The organism is Endozoicomonas sp. ALB032 (assembly GCF_049310125.1).
In the GTDB taxonomy this organism is placed as follows: Bacteria; Pseudomonadota; Gammaproteobacteria; order Pseudomonadales; family Endozoicomonadaceae; genus Endozoicomonas_A.
In genome coordinates, this window is record NZ_JBLYNW010000001.1 from 4,489,224 (window position 1) to 4,511,585 (window position 22,362).

The window sequence follows — 22,362 nt, forward strand, 5'->3', positions numbered from 1 at the left end:
CGTACGCAATAAAATGCGTGCGGCTTTTGTGTTTTTACAGTGAGTAACCTGACTGGGATATAATGCCAATCGAACTTTCTAACTCCCTATTGCGCTGAAGATTTGAGCCTTAATCCTGCGTTGACGATCGTAGCCTTGTCTTGAGGCAAAAATCTCCGTGCTTATCACGGGAGTTAGAAAGCACGATTGGTATAAGCTACTCACACAAAGATAATGTCATCATTTTTACATAATCATTTAGCATGATTTTTTGTAAACCTGTGGCCTTAACTGGTTTATGACTCATGAAAGGGCTGAGCTCGATGATTAATTGTCAGCGCCCCCAATGCCCGGGTATAAAAAAAGAAAGTCAGAAGATCTGATGCAGGAGTGAATTGTTTTGTCGCACAGAAGGGTAGTGGTAACAGGGCTTGGAGCTTTATCTCCGGTAGGTCTGGGTGTTGATCAGAGCTGGCAGTCAGTGTTGGCTGGTCGCAGTGGTATTCATACCATCGATCATCTGGATACTGAGAAATTCAGCGTCAGTATCTGTGGTACAGTAAAAGGCTTTCGAGCAGGTGATCACTTCAACCCTAAAGATGCCCGAAAAATGGATGTCTTTATTCAGTACGCACTGGCGGCTTCTGTTGAAGCGATGAAAGATGCAGGGCTTGATGGCAGTGATTTGCTGAAAGGCGATAATGTTGGTCGCTATGGTGTTGTCATTGGTTCCGGTATTGGTGGTATCACTTCTATTGAACAGAGCTATGATACGCTTCAGAAGTCTGGCCCTCGTCGTATATCTCCCTTCTTCATACCAGCGGCTATTATCAATATGGCGGCGGGCTGGTTGTCCATGCACTACAACTTGCAAGGACCTAATATTTCCACCTCCACTGCCTGTGCAACGGGTAGTCATGCCCTTGCTCTGGCTGCCAGAACCATTGCCTACGGTGATGCTGACATTATGGTCTCCGGTGGTGCTGAGAAAGCCTCTTCAGCACTGGGGATGGCTGGTTTTGCGGCGGCCAGAGCCCTGTCTACCAGGAATGACCAGCCTGAAGCGGCCAGCCGCCCATGGGATAAGGATCGCGATGGCTTTGTGCTGGGTGATGGTGCTGGTGTTGTGGTGTTGGAAGAATACGAACATGCTGTACGACGTGGAGCCACTATTTATGCTGAGCTCAGTGGCGTAGGAATGAGTGGTGATGCTTACCACATGACATCACCACCTGAAGATGGTCGTGGAGCCGCCAGGGCCATGCAATCAGCATTGGATGATGCCGGCCTCAAGGCAGAACAGGTGGCCTATATTAATGCCCATGGTACCTCCACGCCTGCCGGTGATATCGCTGAAACCAGGGCAGTGCACACTGTTTTTGGTCAGGCTGCCAGGCAGGTTGCCGTCAGCTCCACCAAATCCATGACCGGTCATTTGCTGGGGGCGGCCGGTTCGTTGGAGGCCGTGTTTGCAGTGAAATCGCTGCAGGATAATATGGCACCTCCCACGATTAATCTGGAAAATCCGGGTGAAGGTTGTGATCTGGATTATGTGCCCGGAAAAGCCAGATCCATTGAGATGGAGCATGTGCTCACCAACTCCTTTGGGTTCGGGGGTACTAATGTGACTCTGGCTTTCTCGAAACTGGGTTAAAAACTTTGGATAATCATCATCCTGTCAGCTGGGTCAATGGAGAGCCAGCTTCTGAAGTATTGGTCAGCGACAGAGGTCTGGCTTATGGAGATGGTCTTTTTGAGACCATCCGGGTTCAGGCCGGGGTCCCCACTCTTTTTGATCTTCATTGTAAAAGGCTCTGTTACGGTATTGCTGTGCTGGGTATTCCTTTTGATCTGGAAGCGTTTAAAAATGAAGTCAGAGACTTTCTGCAAAAGCAGAATCTGAAGGAAGGAGTGCTCAAAGCGATAGTGACCCGTGGTTCTGGCGGTCGTGGGTACAACCCGGAGGGTTGTGACCGTCCCAGTCGGATTCTCTCCTTTCATCCATTTCCGGTCTATCCTGACGACCCCGCCATCACAGGTGTCAGATTGCATCAATGTAAAATCAGGCTCGGTGATAATGTCTTTGCAGGAATTAAACACCTTAATCGTCTTGAGAACGTCATGGCTCGCTCTGAATGGCAGGGTACCGAATGCCTGGAAGGTTTATTGCTGGGTATGGACGACAGGCTTATAGAAGGAACCATGAGCAATTTATTCCTGGTATCGGGTAAAACCTTGAGGACGCCCGCTCTCGACAAATCAGGTGTCAAAGGGGTTTGCAGGGATCTGATTCTGGAGCAGGCCTGTCAATGGGGTTTTCAAGCAGAGGTGGGGGATTATCGCCTGCAAGATCTTGCAAAGGCCGATGAAGTATTCGTTTGTAACAGCGTTAATGGAGTCTGGCCGGTGATCGCCTGCGGACATTTACACTGGTCAGTAGGCAGTGTGACCCGGACATTCAGAGACAAGGTTCAGGAAGTTTTGAATGCTTAAGAAGTTGTTGTTTGTTGTGGTAGGTCTCTGTCTTGCAGGGTTGCTGACAGCCGTCGTGTTTTGGGAGGCGTTGGGTTGGTACGGTGATCAACCTGTGATGGCGCCCGACGGTAATGATAACCTGGAGTTTACTATTTCTCAGGGCGAGTCCATGACTGCTGTAGCAGACAGTCTGGCTGAGTTGGGCTGGCTTCAACACCCGAAAATCTTTGTACTGCTGGCTCGAATAGAGAAGGCTGCCGCCGGGATTCACGCCGGGGATTATCTGATTCCGGCTGGCATTAGTCACAGGGAGTTGCTGAAGATTTTTACTTCTGGCCAGGTGCGCTACTACAACGTGACACTGGTTGAAGGTCATACGCTGGAAGAGGTCGTGACTGCCTTGAATCAACACGAAAAACTATCCTCACCTATGGACGACAAGGCGTTGCAATCACTTTACAAAAGTCTGGCAATAGAATTGAACCCGGAAGGTCTGTTTTTTCCTGATACTTATTTCTTCCAGTCCGGTGCTTCTGTTGAATCCATACTCAGGCGAGCATATAACCGGATGGATTCAGTACTCGGCGAAGAATGGGGAAAACGTGCCGAAGGACTCCCTTACAAAAATCCTTACGAGGCACTGATTATGGCTTCTTTGGTGGAAAAAGAGACGGGTGTCGTTTATGAGCGAGGTGAAATAGCAGGTGTTTTTGTCAGGCGTTTGCAAAAAGGTATGAGGCTGCAAACTGATCCCACCGTGATTTATGGCCTGGGTGATAGCTATAAAGGAAACATTAGTCGTCAAATGCTTCGCAGAGCCACTCCATACAACACTTATTTGATAAAAGGATTACCTCCGTCGCCTATTGCCATGGCCGGTCGGGAAGCGATTCATGCTGCTTTGCATCCGAAAGATGGCAAAACACTCTATTTTGTCGCCAAGGGTGACGGTACCCACTATTTTTCGAAAACTCTGGCAGAGCATAATCGTGCTGTCAGAAAGTATCAGATCGAACAGCGTCGAGAGGATTACCGATCGACTGTGGAGACTCAATAATGGCTAATGCTCCCTCCGGTTTTTTCCTGACGATTGAAGGTGGCGAAGGTGCGGGTAAAACGACGGCGGTTGATTTTATCAAGAGCTGGATGACTGAGCATCAGCTGGCATTTACTGAAACCCGTGAGCCGGGCGGTACCCTGGTAGCTGAAGAGCTTCGCTCGCTGTTGCTGGGGCATCATGGCGAACCCTTGTCTGATATGACTGAATTGCTGATGATGTTTGCCGCTCGCTCGCAAAATATGTTTCATAATATTTTGCCCGGGCTGGAAGCGGGAAAAATCGTACTCTGTGATCGCTTTACCGATGCCACCTATGCCTATCAGGGGAGCGGTCGTGGTCTGAATACCCAACCGGTTGAGATGTTGGAGAACCTGGTGCAGGGCTCCCTGCGTCCGGACATGACCATTCTGCTGGATGTTGATCCTGAAACAGGTATGGCCAGAGCCAAAGGACGAGGCGGTAGGCTGGATCGGATTGAGCAAGAAAAAATGGACTTTTTTATTCGGGTTCGTAATGCCTATCTGGAAAGGGCAAAGCAGTCTCCGGGGCGGTTTGAAGTGATTGCTGCCGGACAGTCTCTTGAAAGTGTTCAACAACAGTTGCTGGAAGTGCTTGAGAGAAGACTGGGAGGTCGATAATGAAAGACTGGAGTATTTTTCCCTGGCAAAACGCTCAGTGGGAGCAGATGGTTCACTGTCAGCAGTCGGACAACCTGGCCCATGCCTATTTGTTAAGAGGTCTGCCAGGTACCGGAAAACTCCAGTTTGCCAAAGCATTAGCGGCTTATCTGTTGTGTATGAATCCTCAGGCGACAGGGGCTTGTGGTCACTGCAAGGAGTGTGAGCTACTGAAGGCCGGCACGCATCCTGATTTTACAGTGCTGGAGCCTGATGATCCCGGTCGACCTATCCGGATTGACAGTATTCGAAAATTGAACGAGTTTGCCCATAAAACAGCTCAGCAGGGGGGGCGCAGGGTGATTATCCTGAGTCCGGCAGAGGCGATGAATGTCAATGCGGCCAACGCGCTGCTCAAGTGTCTCGAAGAGCCGGGAGAAGATACCATTTTCCTGCTGGTCAGTGCTCGCTCCGGCGATATGTTGCCCACCATACGCAGTCGTTGCCAGCAATTAAACTTTGCGACTCCCAAAAGATCAGAAGCGGAGCAATGGTTAGCTTTGCAGCTGGAAGACTCAAGTCTGGTATCGCAATTGTTGGATCTCACCGCTAACTCGCCTTTGGAGGCCAAACGATTTGCCGATCAGGGACTCCTTGAAAAAAGAGAAGCCCTGGCTGATGGCATAAAAGGACTTTTCAAGGGAAAGCTAACCCCTGTTGAATTGGCAAAAAACTGGCAGTCAGCAGATTTGACTCTTACGATCAGCTGGATCATTGGTTGGCTCGATGATGCCGTTAAGCTGGGTTTAAACGGCGACCCTTCAGACCTTCGAAATCGCGACCAGTTGAAAATGCTCGAGTATCTGGCTCGAAAAAGCGATGCCAAAGCACTTCTGCAGGAGAGGGAGTGGTTGATGTCGCAAAGACAGTCACTACTCGAAGGGGGGAATCTTAACCCGCAGATGTTAATGGAAGGTGTCTTCTGTCGCTGTCTTGAGTGGGTGTTGTAAATGATGTCGAATGAACAATGTCCGTTTTTCATCAGACAGACTGCAAGTGCAGGATTAGAGCCCTACAAACGCCCTCTTAACCTTACGTCCTCCCAAAAAGTGGCGGCAGGAAAATAAAAACGCATCGTCGCATCCGGGTAATCAGTTCGCTGCTGATTTTTGCTCATCACGGGGGCGCTTCTTCTTGGCGGCCTCCTCTTCACGCTCCTTGTTCAGAGTAGTCACCAGCTGCTCAAGCTCGGTGTCATCCAACCACCTGGAGGAGTGATCACGTTCAAGGACTAACAGCTCAACGTTGCGAGCACCAGAGTCGGCAACCTCCAGCAGGCCCTTCAGGGCGAATTTAATCGTTTCATCGCGGCTCATGTCATCCCTGTATTCTTTCTCCAAAAGCTCCAACACAGCCTTACTCTTCTGTCCGACAGAGCAGGCCTTCCAGCTGGCGCAGACACCGGCGGGCTCAGTCTGCCAGAGCTGAGGGGTACCATCCATGTTGAAGCCACCAATGACACAGGCAACACCGAAAGGGCGACAACCTGCAGAGTGAGTAGCTTTCTGCTGGATTTCAGCAATATGACGGGCTATGCAGTTGATATCCATAGCGTCCTCGTAGGACAAACGGTAGCTCTGGCACTCCAGCTGAGCCTTCCGGATCAGAATACGGGCGTCAGCAGACAGACCAGCGAAGGCCAGGTAAGCGTGCTCATCAAGCCTGACGATTTTACCGATAGTGTGGCTCTCCAGCAGCTGCAACGACTTCTTTCTCACAGCCAGGACGACGGTATCGGCAGACTTTACTCCGACCACGCAGAGACCAAGACCGACAGCCTCTCCAGCGTACTCCACTTGTAACAGACGACCGTCTCCGGAGAACATACGACCGTCTCCAGAGGACAGACCACCGCCAGCAGCCGTATTTTTCTGTGGGTTGATCCGTATTTGCCTGCCATCCCTTTCGTTAGAGGCTGTGTCGGGTTCCGAGGGGCGTTCTGAATGATCAGGATGGAAAGGCTTCTTGCGAATGCAGCGGTTCCATTCATGCCAACCACCACCCGCTGGCAGCGATGGGCCGAAAATCTCCGGATACAATGACTCAAGAAAGTTCTGGCTGAACTGACTGAACCGCAAGCAGGCCTCAATCCTGCTGATAAATATCAGCTTGCCGTTGTCCTGGATGATGTATGACGGTTGCCCATTACTGTCCTGAATATAAAAAGCGGTGCCGTGAGTGAATGCGAGAAATCTTAATAGCGGGTCATCGAATAATGAGTCCAGTGTCAGTTTATTAGCCCATCTGAAGACAGATCTGACACTGCCGGTGTCACTCTGAACAGATTCAGCCGCAATGAATTGCGGCCAGTTTTCCCCGGCAATATCGCTGACTCTCGCCGCAGCAGCAAACTCAGAAGGTGCAAGAATCAGCGATTCTTCCTGATCAAGCCTTAGCCAGATTTCATCCTGAAATAAAACCGGAATACCGGATTCAACATAACGGATTGACAGAGGCAAGGGGCTACGAAGGAGACAGGTTAACGGGTTTTCGACTGCGTCAAGGTCATTGTTATCAGAGCTATCAAAACCACTGCCTGCAGCCAGAGTGACTGGTAATTTTATCTGAGCGTATTGTGGAGAAACGACAGAAAGTTTTTTATCAAAAGGACATGAGCTACTTCCGACATGCTGAGCAGGCTGTGGTGGCGTATTCAGGTCAGGCAAATGGTGTTTTGTTTCGGGAATAGTCCGGTAAACAGTGGCCATAAGAGGCAAAAGCGAACTTAATGACATCTGCCCGGAGATGCTATTGACGGCCACTGCCAGCTGAATCGTTGCCAGTTGCACCATAAAACAGGACGAAAGAAATTTGCAAACAGCAAGTGCGTAATATGTTTTTTTCATATCACTCTGGTATCCGTCATACACTATCCCGTTCAGGCTTCAATCACCGAACATGAAAATTACAGTCAAAGAACTTTCCGCAATGCCAGCCAGGTGCTTTTCCGTCCAAACAGTTGTTCAGAGATGAATGCGTTCAGTCCATAACGAATTCGATGCCAGATAGCAGGATAGACTATCAGACAGAGAGTCATTATCGACTCATGACCATCACCCTCACGATGCAGTGATGATGTCCTGCATCGGCAATGCTCCTGAAAGCTCCCAAGTCATCACTGACGGTGCGACAGGAAGTGTCGACCAGATCTTTTTGTGCGCACAAATCTGAGTTTTTCTTGTGAAAATAGTCTCTGTCAACTCATCGATGGACGGGTTACACTGACTGAAAGATAAGCTCAAATTCAGTCTGGGCTATGGGAAAAAGAAGAATCACAATAACAGGAGAAGAATGATGAACCGTGCAAAGGGTGGTATGTCAGGCATTTTGTCATTGACGATCAAAGACTCCTCTTCTCTCTATTCATCCTATATGCCTTTTATAACGGGTGGTGGGTTATTTATTCCGACTTCAAAGCGTTACTCACTGGGAGATGAGGTTTTTATTCGTCTGACTCTGATGGATGAAGCGGATAAATTACCTGTTCCCGGCAAAGTGGTCTGGATCACACCCCAGGGCTCTGCCCGAATGGCCGGGATAGGTGTTCAGTTTACTGACGCAACAGACACGGTCAGAACTAAAATAGAAATGTATTTGGCGGGGGCGCTCAAGTCCGATCGCGAAACCAGTACCATGTAAAGCTCTGGCCTGAGGCAGTCTCGTTGCCTGAGGTTTTGACTTCATTCATTATCTGAACAGTATTGGATTTTTTACGACTGAATATGTTGATTGATTCACATTGCCATCTCGACCGTCTCAAGCTCGACAGCTACGACGGTGATCTGGAAGCAGCGCTCAATGCGGCAAGGCAGGCGGGGGTTGAAAGAATACTTTGCGTGGGGATTGATCTTGAGCATGCAGATGCTGTGGTTGGTCTGGCTGACAAATATCAGGATGTGTATGCCTCGGTTGGAATACACCCTCTCGAAAAAGAGGCCGCCGAGCCGGATCTGCAAACCCTGTTGCATTATGCGGCACACCCAAAAGTGATTGCACTGGGTGAGAGTGGTCTTGATTATTATTACTCGGCTGACAATAAAGAAAAGCAGCAGGAACGGTTCAGAATTCATTTGCAGGCAGCTCAGCAGTCACAACTTCCAATGATTGTCCATACCAGAGACGCAAGAGAGGATACCCTTAAGTTGATACGCCAGCATGGCGATCTGGAAAAAGCAGGAGTGCTGCACTGCTTTACAGAGAGCTGGGAGATGGCGAAAGAGGCAATGGAGCTGAACTACTTCATCTCTATTTCCGGCATCGTAACCTTCAGGAATGCGACTGAATTAAGAGAGGTCGTCAAGAAGGTGCCTCTGGATCGGCTGCTGATTGAAACCGACTCCCCTTACCTGGCACCCGTTCCTCATCGAGGCAAGCCCAATGAGCCTCGTTATCTGCCTGATGTTGCAAAATGTGTGGCAGAGTTAAAAGGTATCTCACCAGAAAAGCTGGCTGAGGTCACTTCTGAAAATTTTTTCCGGTTGTTCCCCAAAGCGGCTTCTGACTGAAGAGAGGGTTGGTTGTAAATGCAGGCATCCAATCAATTAGCCGACTCTCCAGATTGTCGGTAACGATTAATGAGTGGATATTCACTGAGTCGATCTCCACTATCAAGATAATGGTGACTTCTTTCTACATTAAGGGATTCCACGATCATTCGCCTATGGCATATCCAGAAGACTGTCTTTATAATTGCGCAACCATTTTTTTCAATGGTGAGCCGCTGCGGCCACATAACGATGAATTGATGTGCGATTTTACTTGAGTCTCAGACAGAAGCCTTTCGGACTTATGCTTTCAAGCATGAGGCCGACACGCTCTTCGACAGCATGAGGCTTGGGGATGTTAACCGTCATTTTGCTTGGATCAGAATACTGCCAAACAGGGTTCATTCTACCTGGGTGCGTTCTTCAGGGAGCCTGCAGGACGGACTCAGGTCTGACTGACACCCTTCTGTGTATCTGATTGAAGTAGAGATCATAGCTTGAATTCTGACTTTCCGGTTGGAGAAAAGCTGTGTATTCGGGGTTGTTCTGGTCAGTTGTCGGTTATCACTGGAGAGGCGGGTTTATTCCGGACCTGAAAATTGATTGATTAGGCGAAAGGTATGATCAAAATCAAACAGGGGCTGGATCTTCCGATTACAGGGGCGCCTGATCAAAGCATATCCGATGGCCGAGCAGTTCGCTCTGTCGCCGTGATTGGCTTTGATTATGTAGGTATGAAACCTACAATGGCCGTCGCTGTCGGAGATCGAGTTAAAAAAGGGCAAGAGCTCTTTACTGATAAGAAAACACCGGGTGTGCGCTACACTGCGCCTGCCGGCGGTGTGGTTGCTGCGATTAATCGTGGTGAAAAGCGGGTACTACAATCCGTTGTTATTGATGTCGATGGTGACGATGAAGTCTCGTTTACTGAGCACAAGCCAGAAGCACTGTCAGCCCTGACTGCTGATCAGGTAGAAGCACAACTGAATGAATCCGGATTGTGGACTGCCCTTCGCACCCGACCCTTCAGTAAAGTGCCAGCCTTGGGTTCTCGTCCGGTTTCCATTTTTGTTACTGCCATCGATACCAATCCTCTCTCAGCTAACCCGGAAGTCATCATCAGTGAGCATGCTGAAGCGTTTGAACAGGGCATCAATATCCTCGGCAAACTCAGCGGTGGCAAAATCTTCCTGTGTAAAGCACCCGGTGCTCGTATTCCGGCCGGTATTGCGACTGCTGAAGAGTTTGATGGGCCTCATCCGGCTGGACAGCCCAGTACCCATATTCACTTTCTGGATCCGGTGAGTGCTGAAAAGACCGTTTGGCAGATTAACTACCAGGACGTTATTGCCGTTGGCAAACTGTTCACCACTGGTAAACTCTTTACTGATCGTGTTGTAGCTCTGGCAGGTCCTCAGGTTGAGAAGCCTCGTCTGATGCGGACCCGACTGGGTGCCAGCACTGATGAGCTGGCTGCAGGTGAACTGAAAGAGGGTGATAACCGTATTATCTCTGGTTCTGTATTTGGTGGCCGTACTGCTAAAGGCTCCTTTGCATTCCTGGGTCGTTATCACACACAGGTTTCTGTTCTGGAAGAAGGCAATGAGCGTTTGTTCATGGGGTGGATAAACCCTACTGTGAACCGTTACTCTGTGCTGAATGTTCTGACTTCCGGCTTGAGCAGAAGCAAGCTGTTCAACTTTACAACCACCACCAACGGCAGTGAACGTGCCATGGTACCAGTGGGACAGTATGAAAAAGTCATGCCTCTGGATATCCTGGCGACACAATTGCTGCGTGCGATTGTGGTTGGCGATACGGAAATGGCCCAGAAACTGGGCGCCCTGGAACTGGAAGAAGACGATCTGGCACTGTGTACATACGTGTGTGCCGGCAAGTATGAATACGGTCCCATCCTGCGCGACAACCTGACCCGTATCGAGCTGGAGGGCTGAGAAATGGCTTTGAGAAAACTCCTTAACTCCCTCGAGCCCCACTTTGTCAAAGGTGGCAAGCACGAGAAGTGGTATGCACTGTATGAGGCAGTAGACACTCTGCTCTATACAGCTCCTAACAAGACCCATAACACCGCTCACGTTCGCGATGCGATCGACCTGAAGCGTATGATGGGCATGGTTTGGCTCTGCACCTTCCCGGCCATGTTCTTTGGTATGTGGAATGTTGGCTTCCAGGCCAACACGGCTATTGCTGGTGGTCTGGCTGCTCCTGCTGACTGGCACGGTGCCCTGATCAGCCTGCTGGCGGGTCATGATCCGGCAAGTCTGTGGGATAACTTCATCTATGGTGCTGTTTATTTCCTGCCTATTTATGCCGTGACATTCCTGGTCGGCGGTTTCTGGGAAGTACTGTTCGCTATCGTTCGTGGTCACGAAGTCAACGAAGGTTTCTTTGTCACTTCTGTCCTGTTCGCCCTGATTGTTCCCCCCAGTATTCCGCTTTGGCAGGTAGCCCTGGGTATTTCCTTCGGTGTTGTAATCGGTAAGGAAGTGTTTGGTGGTACCGGCAAGAACTTCCTTAACCCGGCGCTGACGGGGCGTGCGTTCCTGTTCTTCGCTTACCCTGCACAGATTTCCGGTGACCTGGTCTGGACTGCTGTAGACGGTTTCTCTGGTGCGACTGCCCTGAGTCTGGCGCAGCAGGGAGGTATAGATCAGGTAGTCTCCAATGGCATTACCTGGTTTGACGCTTTCCTGGGTACCATCCAGGGTTCTGTCGGTGAGACCTCTACTCTGGCAATTTTCATTGGTGGTGCTGTGTTGCTGGCGACACGTATTGCTTCCTGGAGAATCGTCGCCGGTACCATGCTGGGTATGATTGCAACGGCAACCCTGTTTAACATGATTGGTTCCGAAACCAACATGATGTTCAGTACTCCATGGTACTGGCACTTGGTTATGGGTGGTTTTGCTTTCGGTCTGATCTTTATGACAACCGATCCTGTATCCGCTTCCATGACCAATACCGGTCGCTGGTATTACGGTATTCTGATTGGCATCATGGTCATCCTGATCCGTACCGTTAATCCGGCTTACCCAGAGGGTATGATGTTGGCCATTCTGTTCGCCAACCTGTTTGCGCCGCTGATTGACCACTTCGTGGTTGAAGCCAACATCAAGCGTAGGGAGGCTCGTGCCTGATGGGTAACGATAGTATCAAGAAGACGTTATTTGTAACGATTCTGCTCTCTCTGGTGTGCTCCGTTGTGGTATCTGCTGCAGCTGTTTTCCTGAAGCCGCAGCAGACCCAGAATGTTGAGCTCGACGTGCAGCGCAACATTCTGAGTATTTCTGGTCTCACCAAAGATGCCAAGGCGCTGAGCAACAGCGAAGTGGCCGAACTTTACAAACAGGTTCAGCCGCGACTGGTTGACCTCAAAACAGGCAAGTTCGTTGAGGAAACATCTGAAGGTCAAACCGCTGATAACTACGACCAGCGTGTTGCAGCCAAGATTCCTGATGAGTCCCGTGCCCTGAGTGGTGCTGAAGATATTGCCAGCATCAAGCGTCAGGCTGACATTGCCAAGGTCTATATCGTTGAGAAAAATGGCAAGCTGGAAACCATCATTCTGCCCGTACACGGCTACGGACTCTGGTCTACCATGTATGGCTTTATGGCTCTGGATAGCGACCTGAACACCGTTAAGGGATTCGGTTTCTACGACCAGAAGGAAACTCCGGGACTGGGTGGCGAAGTAGACAACCCACTTTGGAAGGACAAGTGGCCTGGCAAGAAGATCTACGACAATAAAGGTGTAGTGGAAGCAGGCCTGGTAAAAGGCGGTGCGGATCCCAGGTCTCCTTACAAGGTCGACGGTCTTTCCGGCGCCACTCTGACCAGTAACGGTGTAACCAATCTGATTCATTTCTGGATGGGTAAAGATGGCTTCAAACCGTTCCTTACTAATTTGAAAGCGGGGGATGCATAATGTCTGAGAAGACTAAGGATATCCTGCTGGAACCGGTCGTTAACAACAACCCCATAACCCTGCAGATCCTCGGTATCTGCTCGGCACTGGCGGTGACCACCAGCATGCAGGTCAGCCTGGTAATGGCCATGGCGGTAATCGGTGTTACCGCCTGTTCCAACCTGGCGGTATCTCTGATTCGTAACCACATTCCCAACAGCATTCGTATCATCTGTCAGATGACCGTAATTGCTTCCCTGGTAATCGTGGTAGATCAGATTCTGAAAGCTTACGCTTACGACATCTCCAAGCAGCTGTCTGTGTTTGTTGGTCTGATCATTACCAACTGTATCGTGATGGGGCGTGCTGAGGCCTTCGCTATGAAGAACGGTCCCAGGCTGTCGTTTCTGGACGGTATTGGTAACGGTCTGGGTTACGGTGCGGTGTTGCTGATTGTGGCATTCTTCCGTGAATTGTTCGGTGCCGGCAACCTGTTCGGTGTTGAAATCCTCAAGACTGTTAACAACGGTGGCTGGTACCAGCCTAACGGCCTGATGCTGCTGGCTCCAAGCGCTTTCTTCCTGATCGGTCTGCTGATCTGGGTGATTCGCAGTCGCAAGCCGGATCAGGTTGAAGACAACGAGTTCAAAATGGCTCCTAACACCAAGTTCAGCGAGGCCCACTAAGCCATGGAACATTTCATCTCACTTTTTGTGAAAGCAGTGTTCGTTGAAAACATGGCATTGGCTTTCTTCCTGGGTATGTGTACCTTCCTGGCGGTGTCCAAGCAGGTGAAAACAGCTCTGGGTCTGGGAGTTGCTGTAGTGGCCGTATTGACCATTACTGTACCCATTAACAATCTGATTTATCAGAATATCCTGAAAGATGGGGCGCTGGCACCCGGTATCGATCTGAGCTTCCTGGGTCTGATCACCTACATCGGTGTTATCGCGGCTCTGGTCCAGATTCTGGAAATGTTCCTGGACAAGTTTGTACCGTCACTTTATAACGCGCTGGGTGTATTCCTGCCGCTGATTACCGTGAACTGCGCTATTATGGGAGCTTCCCTGTTCATGGTTGAGCGTGACTATAATCTTGGCGAGTCTGCGGTATATGGGCTGGGAGCTGGTGTTGGCTGGGCTCTGGCAATCGCCGCCCTGGCCGGTATCCGTGAAAAGCTGAAGTACAGTGACGTGCCTTCGGGCCTGCGTGGCCTGGGCATCACCTTCATAACTGTTGGTCTGATGTCACTGGGCTTCCTGTCATTCTCTGGCGTACAGCTCTAAGGAGGTCGTGTAAATATGGATTCTACTATCGTATTGGGCGTAGTCATGTTTACCGTTATCGTGCTGACGCTCGTAGCGGTCATTCTGGCAGCTCGCTCGCGGCTGGTCAGCACCGGTGATGTAACCATCAACATCAACGAAGACCCCGATAAGGCCGTCACCACGGTGGCCGGTGGCAAGCTTCTGACGACTCTGTCAGGTGCGGGCGTCTTCTTGCCATCTGCCTGTGGTGGTGGTGGTACCTGTGCACAGTGCAAGTGTAAAGTACTCGATGGTGGCGGCGAGATGTTGCCCACCGAACGTTCTCACTTCACCAAGCGTGAAGAGAAGGAAGGCTGGCGCCTGTCCTGTCAGGTGAACGTCAAGCAGGACATGGAAATCGAAGTTGAAGAAGAGCTCTTCGGTGTTAAGAAGTGGGAGTGTGAAGTTGTTTCCAACGAGAACGTTGCCACCTTCATCAAAGAGCTGGTTCTGAAACTGCCAGAGGGAGAAGACGTTAACTTCCGCGCCGGTGGTTATGTGCAGCTGGAAGCGCCTGCGCACACGGTTGAGTACAAGAACTTCGATATTCAGGATGAGTACCGTGGCGACTGGGACAAGTTTGACCAGTGGAAGTACGTTTCCAAGGTGGATGAAGAGACCATCCGTGCCTACTCCATGGCTAACTACCCTGAAGAGAAAGGTATCCTCAAATTCAATATCCGTATCGCTTCACCGCCTCCGGGTACTGACTTTGAGCCGGGCAAGATGTCTTCTTACGTCTTTAACCTGAAGCCAGGTGACAAGATGACCGTTTACGGACCCTTCGGTGAATTCTTTGCGAAAGACACCAACAACGAAATGGTCTTTGTCGGCGGTGGTGCAGGTATGGCGCCTATGCGTTCTCATATCTTCGACCAGCTGAAGCGTCTGTCATCTACCCGCAAGATTTCTTTCTGGTACGGTGCCCGCTCCCTGCGTGAAGCATTCTACGTAGACGAGTTCGACAAGCTGGCAAAAGATAACCCTAACTTCACCTGGCATTTAGCTCTGTCTGATCCTCAGCCAGAAGACAATTGGGAAGGTTACACCGGCTTTATTCACCAGGTGCTATTTGACAACTACCTGAAGCAACACGCTGCACCTGAAGACTGTGAGTTCTATATGTGTGGACCTCCCATGATGAATGCTGCGGTAATCAAGATGCTTGAAGATCAGGGCGTTGAACCTGAAAACATCATGCTGGACGACTTTGGTGGTTAATCACTTCGGTGGTTAATCCAGCAGTCTGATGCAGATGTTTATTCGTGAGCACTCAGTTGTTCTCGATACAAAAAACCGGCGATACTCTCAGAGTTCACCGGTTTTTTTGTTGGATTTATCATTGAACCAATATCCGACGGTTAACTTCAGAAACTTTTTGCCCATGACTATCTCAAGAGATAATCACGTCACTCAGCAAAAAAAATAATAGCTATTGGTATAATCAATGTGTAAATTCGACTAGCAGAAGTAATAGATGTTGTTGAAGTAGTTGAAGCAGTCGAGGTAGTTGAAGTAATTGAAGCAGTCGAGGTAGTTGAAGTAGTTGAAGCAGTCGAGGTAGTTGAAGTAGCCGGATCAGTTGAAGTAACTAAATCAGTCCACTCAGAATCATTTGATGTCAATGCATCATAAAAGTATGTTCGATTAGCTGATGAATTAAGGTAAATGCTTTTGGTTATAAAATCAGCGTTAGTGAATATTGGCGTATAGATTATCGGGCTTCCATTGTAAGTAGACCCGGTTGAATGTATACCAATTAGATATTCAGTATTATTAAACTTATAAAATAGCGGTGAGCCTGAATCTCCACCTTTTCCATCCCCTGGATAGTTTAAGATATATCTAAGATCCTTATGTTGGCACATCCGCCGTGTTAGCCATGATAAGCTCACTTTTTTAAGTACTGAGGTTCCCTGGTAGCCTGCTGCAAAAGGGTTTCTTATAAAACTGGCTAGATTTGAACAATTATATATTGAAAAATCAAGAAGGGGATGGTTGTCAAGAATGACATCTTCTGAAAGTTCCATAATTGCAATATCTGTTTTTGGCATTTCAAGATCCGGATGAAGAATGAATCTTTTAACTTTAATTCTTTTTTTGCTATCCATGTTTTTGAAATCTACATATGAATCTAATGCTTTTTTTTCAGAAAGGAAACAGTGAGCCGCACTTAAAACATGTCTTTGAGTGATCAAAAATGCGGTACACCTTGTTATACAACAGGGATCAAAAATATTATTTAGCTGTACAATCCAGGGAAGCTGCCCTACAGGAACTACTTCTGCTGGATCAGTGTACCTTTCCACCCTGTCTCTTGCCAACAACTGTATTGAGTAACATAAGATAAAAAATGTGAACACATGTTTCAGCAAATTCATGTATTTACCTTTGAATTATGAAAATCGAAGGCATAAGGTTAGAACACATTACCGGCGCGAGCTATATAACATCGACTTTTAGGTTAAGGCAGAGTAAGTGCTGATGACCTTGTCGCCCTAAATTATGTCGATGGTCAGTTCTATCAGGCATTATCTTCAAAAACTGTGGCGGTGGCCTGAAGTTGACCCATAAATTTCATGACCTCTCGAGCTCCTGACTCTGCTATTTTTCGACTGAAGCATTTTTCCTTCCTATTTATTTTTTATGGATCTGACGACTAAATGCTGACACGACGGAAAAGGAGTTAACAGTAAGTCGAGTTTTATTCATGGGAAGAGTAGAGAAAGATGTTTCGGTAATCCGTAAATAGTTAGCATATAAACTTATTATTTCCCTGTTGGAAACTAGTTAATATATTAACGCTAAGTTTGTTTGTTTCAGGCAGTGACATTGCCATTGTCTGGTTGAAGCATTATTACGATAGAGGGGACCTCTTCATGCTTTGGGTTCAGTTAGCGGTTGTACTTGGGGCTATTTTTCTTGGGGCTCGGCTGGGTAGTATCGGGATTGGTTTTGCCGGTGCTATGGGGGTGCTGGTATTGACTCTGGGCCTCGGGCTCGAACCCGGGGCAATACCTATAGATGTTATCCTGATCATTATGTCGGTGATTGGTGCAGTGGCTGCCATGCAAGTGGCTGGCGGTCTGGATTATCTGGTTGAGCTGGCCGAGAAGCTTCTTCGCAGTAAGCCAAAGTATATTACTTTTCTTGCACCGACTGTCACTTACGTTATGACTCTGCTGGCAGGTACAGGTCATACTTCTTACTCTACTCTGCCGGTGATTGCAGAAGTGGCTAAAGAAAACGGTGTCCGTCCATCTCGTCCACTGAGTATCGCTGTGATTGCTTCCCAGATAGCCATTACTGCGTCACCTGTCTCTGCCGCAGTGGTCGTGTTCAGTGGCTTCCTTGAGCCCTATGGCATTGATTACCTGCAACTGCTGGCCATCTGCATTCCTACTACCTATGCGGCGGTTATGCTGACCGCTGTTATCTGTAATTTCATGGGTGTGGATCTGGACAAGGATTCTATCTATCAGGAAAGATTGAAAGCTGGTCTGATTACCTTGCGTGAGACCAAAGCCCGTCAGGACTGCAGGAAAGGCGCCGGTCTGTCTGTCGGTATTTTTGCTCTCAGTATTTTGGCTGTGGTGCTTTACGCTACGGCTATCAGCGGTAACGTCGGTCTGATTGAAAATCCTGTTTTGCCCCGCGACTCTGCCATCATGGTATTTATGATGATTGCGGCTGGCCTGATCACTATCTTCTGCAAGATTGATTCTGGCAATATCCTCAATGCCCAGACCTTCAAGTCCGGTATGAGTGCCTGCGTCTGCGTACTGGGTGTTGCCTGGCTGGGTAATACGTTTGTGGGGGCGCACATTGATTCTATCCAGGCTCTGGCAGGCAATTTACTGAACAGCTACCCATGGCTGCTGGCGGTTACACTGTTCTTCGCCTCTATGCTACTTTACTCTCAGGCTGCCACCACTCGAGCCCTGATGCCTGCTGCTCTGGCTCTGGTTGATCCTGTGACCGCTATCGCTTCTTTCGCAGCGGTATCCGCTCTGTTTGTTCTGCCTACTTATCCAACACTGCTGGCAGCCGTAGAAATGGACGAGACCGGGTCTACCCGTATCGGCAAACTGGTATTTAACCACCCATTCTTTATGCCGGGCACTGTCTGTATTGCACTTTGTGTTGCCTTTGGTTTTGTTTTTGCGCCAATGGTTATTTAAAGCGGGCAAAACAGAAACCAGCTTATCACTGATAAAAAAAGCCCGGTTAACCGGGCTTTTTCGCAGAGCTTAGCCGCGATAGTAACGCTGTTCAATAAACGGCATACGACTCACAGTCATAGGCAATTTTTTGCCGCGCACCTGCGCGAAAACTTCTGTTTCCAAGGCAGCATATTCAGTTGTAACGTAGGCCATTGCGACAGGAGCACCAACAGTGGGTCCAAAGGTTCCTGAAGTCACAACGCCGATCTTCTCGCCATCGGCGTTGACGATTTCAGTCCCTTCACGAACCGGAGCACGACTGCTGCCGATTAAACCAACACGTTTACGGGTGAGGTCTTTGTTTTCAATCTGGCTCAGGATCCTGTCTGCGCCGGGGAAGCCGCCAGCACGCTCACCATCCTTACGACGGTTTTTGCTGATGGCCCAGATCAGACTGCTTTCGATGGGAGTGGTATCTGTATCCAGATCGTGACCATAGAGGCAGAGTCCACTTTCCAGACGCAGGGAGTCACGGGCACCCAGACCAATGAACTCGACTTCCGGCTGATCCAGCAGCATACGACAGAATTTGTCAGCGTCTGCTTCAGGGATTGAGATTTCAAAACCATCTTCACCGGTGTAACCCGAGCGGCTGATGTAAACGTCAACGCCTTCAATAGTCATGTGAATGGAGTCCATGAAGACCATCTTCTCTGTTTCAGGCGCGAAGCGGGCCATAACGGATTTTGCTTCAGGACCCTGAATGGCGACCAGAGCACGGTCATCCAGAACCTCCAGCTTAACATCCTCAGGCAGATGAGCCTTCATGTGAGCAATGTCCTGATCCTTACAGGCGGCGTTGACAACAATGTACAGGCTGTCATTGCCTTCGTTGGTGACCATCAGGTCGTCCATTATGCCCCCCTGTTCATTGGTGAACAGGGCGTAGCGTTGCTTGCGCTCAGGCAGATCAATAATGTCGACAGGTACCAGAGCTTCCAGAGCCCTGGCCGGATTGTTGCCTGTCAGACGAACCTGCCCCATGTGGGAGACATCGAACAAACCCGCTTTTGCACGGGTGTGCAGATGCTCGGCTTTAACCCCCAGAGGATATTGAACCGGCATATCGAAGCCTGCGAAAGGAACCATTTTCGCGCCCAGCTCCTGGTGCAGGCTATGCAGTGGTGTTTTTTTAAGTTCGGTCATTAGGGATACTCCCTGAAATTGTGAAGAAGCCGGGGAAGTGACTTCCCCGTTTCAATGCTGGTTCTCAGACGACTTTAGTCTTGTTCTTGATAGCTTTCGATAGATGGGCAGGAGCAGATAAAGTTGCGATCGCCGTAGACATTATCGATACGGTTGGCAGTGGGCCAGTATTTGCCATCGATAGAGCCTTTCAACGGGAAGACGGCTTCTTCACGACTGTACGGATGGCTCCATTCGCTGTCTACCAGATCTTCCATAGTGTGCGGAGCGTTGCACAGCGGGTTATCTTCGGCAGGCCATTCGCCTTCCTGTACCTTGTGAACTTCTTTGCGGATGGCAATCATGGCGCTGACGAAACGATCGATCTCGTCTTTGGACTCGGATTCGGTCGGCTCAATCATCAGAGTGCCGGCAACCGGGAAGGACATGGTCGGTGCATGGAAACCGTAATCCATCAGGCGCTTGGCAATGTCTTCTTCGGTGACACCGCAGGCTTCTTTGATCGGACGAATATCGATAATGCACTCATGAGCCACCTTGTTGTTGCGGCCACGATACAGAACGTCGTAATGAGCAGCCAGTTTCTCAGCCATGTAGTTGGCGTTGAGAATGGCGACTTCACTGGATTGTTGCAGACCCTGCTGTCCCAACATGACAATGTACAGATAACTGATGGGCAGGATAGAGGCGCTGCCAAATGGCGCTGCTGATACTGCACCCATACCTTCGTTATCGCCTTCAATCGGGCTGACGCAGTGGTTTGGCAGGTAAGGCGCCAGATGACTTCTGACGCCGATGGGGCCCATGCCGGGACCGCCGCCACCGTGAGGAATAGCGAAGGTTTTATGCAGGTTCAGATGCGAAACGTCGGAGCCGAACTTGCCAGGTTTGGCGATGCCGACCAGAGCGTTCATGTTGGCTCCGTCCATGTACACTTGACCCCCGTGCTCGTGAACGATGTCGCAGATATTGCGAATCTCTTCTTCATAAACACCGTGGGTGGAAGGGTAGGTCACCATCAGGCAGGACAGGTTTTCACTGTGTTGTTCAGCTTTGGCCTGAAGATCGGCAACATCGACGTTACCATTCTCATCACAGTCAACGACGACCACTTTCATGCCGACCATAGCGGCAGAAGCTGGGTTGGTGCCGTGGGCAGAAGAGGGGATCAGGCAGATATTTCTGTGTACCTGGTTATTGGCTTCCTGATAGTTACGGATGGCCAGCAGACCGGCATATTCTCCCTGGGCCCCTGAGTTGGGCTGCATGGAGATTTTGTCGTAACCGGTGATTTCTTCCAGTGCCGCTTCCAGTTCGTTGATCATGGTCATATAACCCTTGACCTGATCTCTGGGCGCAAACGGGTGGATGTTGGCAAATTCAGGCCATGACACCGGAATCATTTCAGCAGCGGCATTCAGTTTCATGGTGCAGGAGCCCAGAGGAATCATGCCGTGGGTCAGGGAGTAATCCTTGTTCTCCAGACGCTTCAGGTAGCGCATCATATCGGTTTCGGAATGATAGCTGTTGAAATTCGGGTGAGTCAGTACGGCATCAGTACGACGATGCTCGTCTTTGAGGCCGGACACTGCAATCTGGCTGTCAATGGTCTGAATATCCAGATCCTGACCCTGTCCCAGAATGATATTGAACAGCTGCGTGATGTCTTCCGCTGTTGTGGTCTCATCAATGCTGATGCCCAGTTGATCGAAGCTGATGCGACGCAGATTGCAGTCAGCTTCGAGGGCGCGGTTATAGATCGCTTCCTGCTGGCTGCCCACTTTCAGGGTCAGGGTGTCGAAGAAAGTATTATTACACTGAACGCCCAGAGTGGTCAGGCCTTTATGCAGAATAGTGGTCAGGCGGTGGATGCGCTCAGCAATGGTCTTCAGACCTTGTGGCCCGTGATAAACGGCATAGAACGCAGAAATGTTGGCCAGCAGAGCCTGGGCAGTACAGATGTTGGACGTCGCTTTTTCACGACGGATGTGCTGCTCACGAGTCTGCATCGCCATGCGGTAAGCCTGGTTACCACGGCGGTCGATGGAAACACCAATAATACGACCGGGAATGGAGCGCTTCAGTTTTTCACTGGCAGCAAAGAAAGCGGCGTGCGGACCACCAAAGCCCATAGGGACACCAAATCGCTGGCTGCTGCCCAAAGCAATGTCAGCCCCCAGCTCACCGGGTGACTTCAGCAGCATCAGAGCCATCAGGTCGGTGGCGACAGACACCATGGCTTTTTGTTCTTTGGCTTTGGCGACGATGCTGGCGACATCGGTAATCTGTCCGTGAGTGCCAGGGTACTGCAGCTGTACACCGAAGATATCGTGTTTTTCGAGATCGGTAACAGGGTTGCCGACTTCTACCTGGATGCCCATGTGCTCAGCACGGGTTTTGATGACGTCGATGGTTTGCGGGTGGACGTCGTCTGCAACAAAGAACACCCTGTTCTTGCTGCGGCTGGATCTATGGCAAAGTGCCATCGCTTCTGCAGCTGCGGTGGCTTCGTCCAGCAGGGAAGCGTTGGCGACTTCCATACCGGTCAGGTCCATGACCATTTGCTGGAAGTTCAGCAAGGCTTCCAGACGGCCCTGGGAGATTTCGGGTTGATAAGGCGTGTAGGCAGTGTACCAGCCGGGGTTTTCCAGAACGTTTCTGAGGATGACGTTTGGAATATGGGTGTTGTAGTAGCCCATACCAATGTAGGATTTGTTCACCTTGTTCTGGTCAGCCAGTGAACGCAGGTATGCCAGCGCCTGAACTTCTGTCTTGCCCGCTGCAACCGCCAGGGTGTTCTCTCCTGGGGTAGTGGATGGGCGAATGGCTTTGGGAACGGTCTGTTCAATCAGATCAGACAGTGACTCCAGTTTCAGTTCGGACAGCATTGCCTGTTGCTGAGCCTGATCCGGGCCAATGTGACGACCGGTAAATGCGTTGCTCTGTTCCAGAGCGCTGAGTGCCTGTTTATCAACAGCCATGTTTCTACCTTTCTCTGACGGCCGTCGGTGGATGGGACAGCCCTGTGATGGTCTGAAAATACCTGAACCACGGACCTCGGCCCATGCTCCCATGGGAATGCTCCG

Annotated in this window: 18 protein-coding genes; 14 read left to right on the forward strand and 4 right to left on the reverse strand. The window is 49.8% G+C overall.

The features are described 5' to 3' along the window. Positions 1-379 precede the first annotated feature (379 nt). From fabF to ACO6VG_RS16775, 5 genes are read left to right on the forward strand one after another with little or no spacing between them, the layout of a single operon-like run. On the forward strand, positions 380-1,633 hold the full coding sequence (gene fabF / locus ACO6VG_RS16755; protein WP_422474788.1) for a beta-ketoacyl-ACP synthase II: 1,254 nt from the start codon (positions 380-382) through the stop codon (positions 1,631-1,633). A 5-nt stretch (positions 1,634-1,638) separates the two neighbouring features. Further along, positions 1,639-2,472 carry an aminodeoxychorismate lyase gene (gene pabC / locus ACO6VG_RS16760; RefSeq protein WP_422133355.1) on the forward strand — a complete coding sequence of 278 codons (834 nt, stop codon included), beginning with the start codon at positions 1,639-1,641 and terminating at the stop codon, positions 2,470-2,472. Continuing rightward, positions 2,465-3,511 carry an endolytic transglycosylase MltG gene (gene mltG / locus ACO6VG_RS16765; RefSeq protein WP_422133356.1) on the forward strand — a complete coding sequence of 349 codons (1,047 nt, stop codon included), beginning with the start codon at positions 2,465-2,467 and terminating at the stop codon, positions 3,509-3,511. Before pabC ends, mltG begins: the two co-directional genes overlap by 8 nt. After that, positions 3,511-4,152 carry a dTMP kinase gene (gene tmk, locus ACO6VG_RS16770; protein WP_422137728.1) on the forward strand — a complete coding sequence of 214 codons (642 nt, stop codon included), beginning with the start codon at positions 3,511-3,513 and terminating at the stop codon, positions 4,150-4,152. Before mltG ends, tmk begins: the two co-directional genes overlap by 1 nt. After that, positions 4,152-5,141: a DNA polymerase III subunit delta' gene (locus ACO6VG_RS16775; RefSeq protein WP_422133358.1), complete on the forward strand. Its 990-nt coding sequence runs from the start codon at positions 4,152-4,154 to the stop codon at positions 5,139-5,141. The genes tmk and ACO6VG_RS16775 overlap by 1 nt, the downstream gene beginning before the upstream one ends. 141 nt (positions 5,142-5,282) lie before the next feature. On the opposite strand, the gene ACO6VG_RS16780 is transcribed toward ACO6VG_RS16775, so the two are convergent. After that, a complete protein-coding gene (locus ACO6VG_RS16780; RefSeq protein ID WP_422474790.1) occupies positions 5,283-7,037 on the reverse strand; it encodes a hypothetical protein in 1,755 nt (584 codons plus the stop codon). Positions 7,038-7,485: 448 nt separating this feature from the next. Here ACO6VG_RS16780 and ACO6VG_RS16785 point away from each other — a divergent pair, with 448 nt between their 5' ends. From ACO6VG_RS16785 to nqrF, 8 genes are all read left to right on the forward strand, one after another. Then, positions 7,486-7,830, forward strand: coding sequence for a PilZ domain-containing protein (locus ACO6VG_RS16785; RefSeq protein ID WP_422137097.1), 345 nt, complete (start codon positions 7,486-7,488; stop codon positions 7,828-7,830). 83 nt (positions 7,831-7,913) lie between these two features. Next, positions 7,914-8,696 (forward strand): TatD family hydrolase, encoded by a 783-nt coding sequence (locus ACO6VG_RS16790; RefSeq protein ID WP_422474792.1) that lies wholly within the window; start codon positions 7,914-7,916, stop codon positions 8,694-8,696. Between the two features lie 599 nt (positions 8,697-9,295). Beyond that, positions 9,296-10,630: a Na(+)-translocating NADH-quinone reductase subunit A gene (locus ACO6VG_RS16795; RefSeq protein WP_422137732.1), complete on the forward strand. Its 1,335-nt coding sequence runs from the start codon at positions 9,296-9,298 to the stop codon at positions 10,628-10,630. Between the two features lie 3 nt (positions 10,631-10,633). Further along, positions 10,634-11,833, forward strand: coding sequence for an NADH:ubiquinone reductase (Na(+)-transporting) subunit B (locus tag ACO6VG_RS16800; protein ID WP_422133362.1), 1,200 nt, complete (start codon positions 10,634-10,636; stop codon positions 11,831-11,833). Further along, a complete protein-coding gene (locus ACO6VG_RS16805) occupies positions 11,833-12,621 on the forward strand; it encodes a Na(+)-translocating NADH-quinone reductase subunit C (protein WP_422133363.1) in 789 nt (262 codons plus the stop codon). The genes ACO6VG_RS16800 and ACO6VG_RS16805 overlap by 1 nt, the downstream gene beginning before the upstream one ends. After that, positions 12,621-13,286 (forward strand): NADH:ubiquinone reductase (Na(+)-transporting) subunit D, encoded by a 666-nt coding sequence (locus ACO6VG_RS16810; protein WP_422133364.1) that lies wholly within the window; start codon positions 12,621-12,623, stop codon positions 13,284-13,286. The genes ACO6VG_RS16805 and ACO6VG_RS16810 overlap by 1 nt, the downstream gene beginning before the upstream one ends. A 3-nt stretch (positions 13,287-13,289) precedes the next feature. Next, on the forward strand, positions 13,290-13,886 hold the full coding sequence (gene nqrE / locus ACO6VG_RS16815; protein WP_317141965.1) for an NADH:ubiquinone reductase (Na(+)-transporting) subunit E: 597 nt from the start codon (positions 13,290-13,292) through the stop codon (positions 13,884-13,886). A 15-nt stretch (positions 13,887-13,901) separates the two neighbouring features. Beyond that, positions 13,902-15,128 carry an NADH:ubiquinone reductase (Na(+)-transporting) subunit F gene (nqrF, locus tag ACO6VG_RS16820; protein ID WP_422133365.1) on the forward strand — a complete coding sequence of 409 codons (1,227 nt, stop codon included), beginning with the start codon at positions 13,902-13,904 and terminating at the stop codon, positions 15,126-15,128. A gap of 188 nt (positions 15,129-15,316) precedes the next feature. Here nqrF and ACO6VG_RS16825 read toward each other — a convergent pair whose 3' ends face one another. Next, the gene (locus ACO6VG_RS16825; RefSeq protein WP_422133366.1) at positions 15,317-16,288 is read right to left on the reverse strand and encodes a trypsin-like serine protease; all 972 of its coding nucleotides are present in this window, start codon (positions 16,286-16,288) and stop codon (positions 15,317-15,319) included. 498 nt (positions 16,289-16,786) lie between these two features. On the opposite strand from ACO6VG_RS16825, the gene ACO6VG_RS16830 reads away from it, so the two are divergent. Then, positions 16,787-18,088, forward strand: coding sequence for an anaerobic C4-dicarboxylate transporter (locus ACO6VG_RS16830; protein ID WP_422410454.1), 1,302 nt, complete (start codon positions 16,787-16,789; stop codon positions 18,086-18,088). A gap of 69 nt (positions 18,089-18,157) precedes the next feature. On the opposite strand, the gene gcvT is transcribed toward ACO6VG_RS16830, so the two are convergent. Further along, a complete protein-coding gene (gene gcvT, locus ACO6VG_RS16835) occupies positions 18,158-19,276 on the reverse strand; it encodes a glycine cleavage system aminomethyltransferase GcvT (protein WP_422410452.1) in 1,119 nt (372 codons plus the stop codon). A 74-nt stretch (positions 19,277-19,350) separates the two neighbouring features. Next, a complete protein-coding gene (gene gcvP, locus ACO6VG_RS16840) occupies positions 19,351-22,257 on the reverse strand; it encodes an aminomethyl-transferring glycine dehydrogenase (protein ID WP_422474795.1) in 2,907 nt (968 codons plus the stop codon). Positions 22,258-22,362 lie beyond the last annotated feature (105 nt).

Bases quoted from the DNA above. Each gene is read 5' to 3' on its own strand.
- mltG (WP_422133356.1), top strand. From the start codon at position 2,465: ATGCTTAAGAAGTTGTTGTTTGTTGTGGTAGGTCTCTGTCTTGCAGGG.
- gcvT (WP_422410452.1), bottom strand. From the start codon at position 19,276: ATGACCGAACTTAAAAAAACACCACTGCATAGCCTGCACCAGGAGCTG.
- ACO6VG_RS16785 (WP_422137097.1), top strand. From the start codon at position 7,486: ATGAACCGTGCAAAGGGTGGTATGTCAGGCATTTTGTCATTGACGATC.
- ACO6VG_RS16790 (WP_422474792.1), top strand. From the start codon at position 7,914: ATGTTGATTGATTCACATTGCCATCTCGACCGTCTCAAGCTCGACAGC.
- ACO6VG_RS16825 (WP_422133366.1), bottom strand. From the start codon at position 16,288: ATGAATTTGCTGAAACATGTGTTCACATTTTTTATCTTATGTTACTCA.
- ACO6VG_RS16775 (WP_422133358.1), top strand. From the start codon at position 4,152: ATGAAAGACTGGAGTATTTTTCCCTGGCAAAACGCTCAGTGGGAGCAG.
- ACO6VG_RS16800 (WP_422133362.1), top strand. From the start codon at position 10,634: ATGGCTTTGAGAAAACTCCTTAACTCCCTCGAGCCCCACTTTGTCAAA.
- ACO6VG_RS16830 (WP_422410454.1), top strand. From the start codon at position 16,787: ATGCTTTGGGTTCAGTTAGCGGTTGTACTTGGGGCTATTTTTCTTGGG.
- nqrE (WP_317141965.1), top strand. From the start codon at position 13,290: ATGGAACATTTCATCTCACTTTTTGTGAAAGCAGTGTTCGTTGAAAAC.
- ACO6VG_RS16795 (WP_422137732.1), top strand. From the start codon at position 9,296: ATGATCAAAATCAAACAGGGGCTGGATCTTCCGATTACAGGGGCGCCT.
- ACO6VG_RS16805 (WP_422133363.1), top strand. From the start codon at position 11,833: ATGGGTAACGATAGTATCAAGAAGACGTTATTTGTAACGATTCTGCTC.
- nqrF (WP_422133365.1), top strand. From the start codon at position 13,902: ATGGATTCTACTATCGTATTGGGCGTAGTCATGTTTACCGTTATCGTG.
- ACO6VG_RS16810 (WP_422133364.1), top strand. From the start codon at position 12,621: ATGTCTGAGAAGACTAAGGATATCCTGCTGGAACCGGTCGTTAACAAC.
- ACO6VG_RS16780 (WP_422474790.1), bottom strand. From the start codon at position 7,037: ATGAAAAAAACATATTACGCACTTGCTGTTTGCAAATTTCTTTCGTCC.
- tmk (WP_422137728.1), top strand. From the start codon at position 3,511: ATGGCTAATGCTCCCTCCGGTTTTTTCCTGACGATTGAAGGTGGCGAA.
- gcvP (WP_422474795.1), bottom strand. From the start codon at position 22,257: ATGGCTGTTGATAAACAGGCACTCAGCGCTCTGGAACAGAGCAACGCA.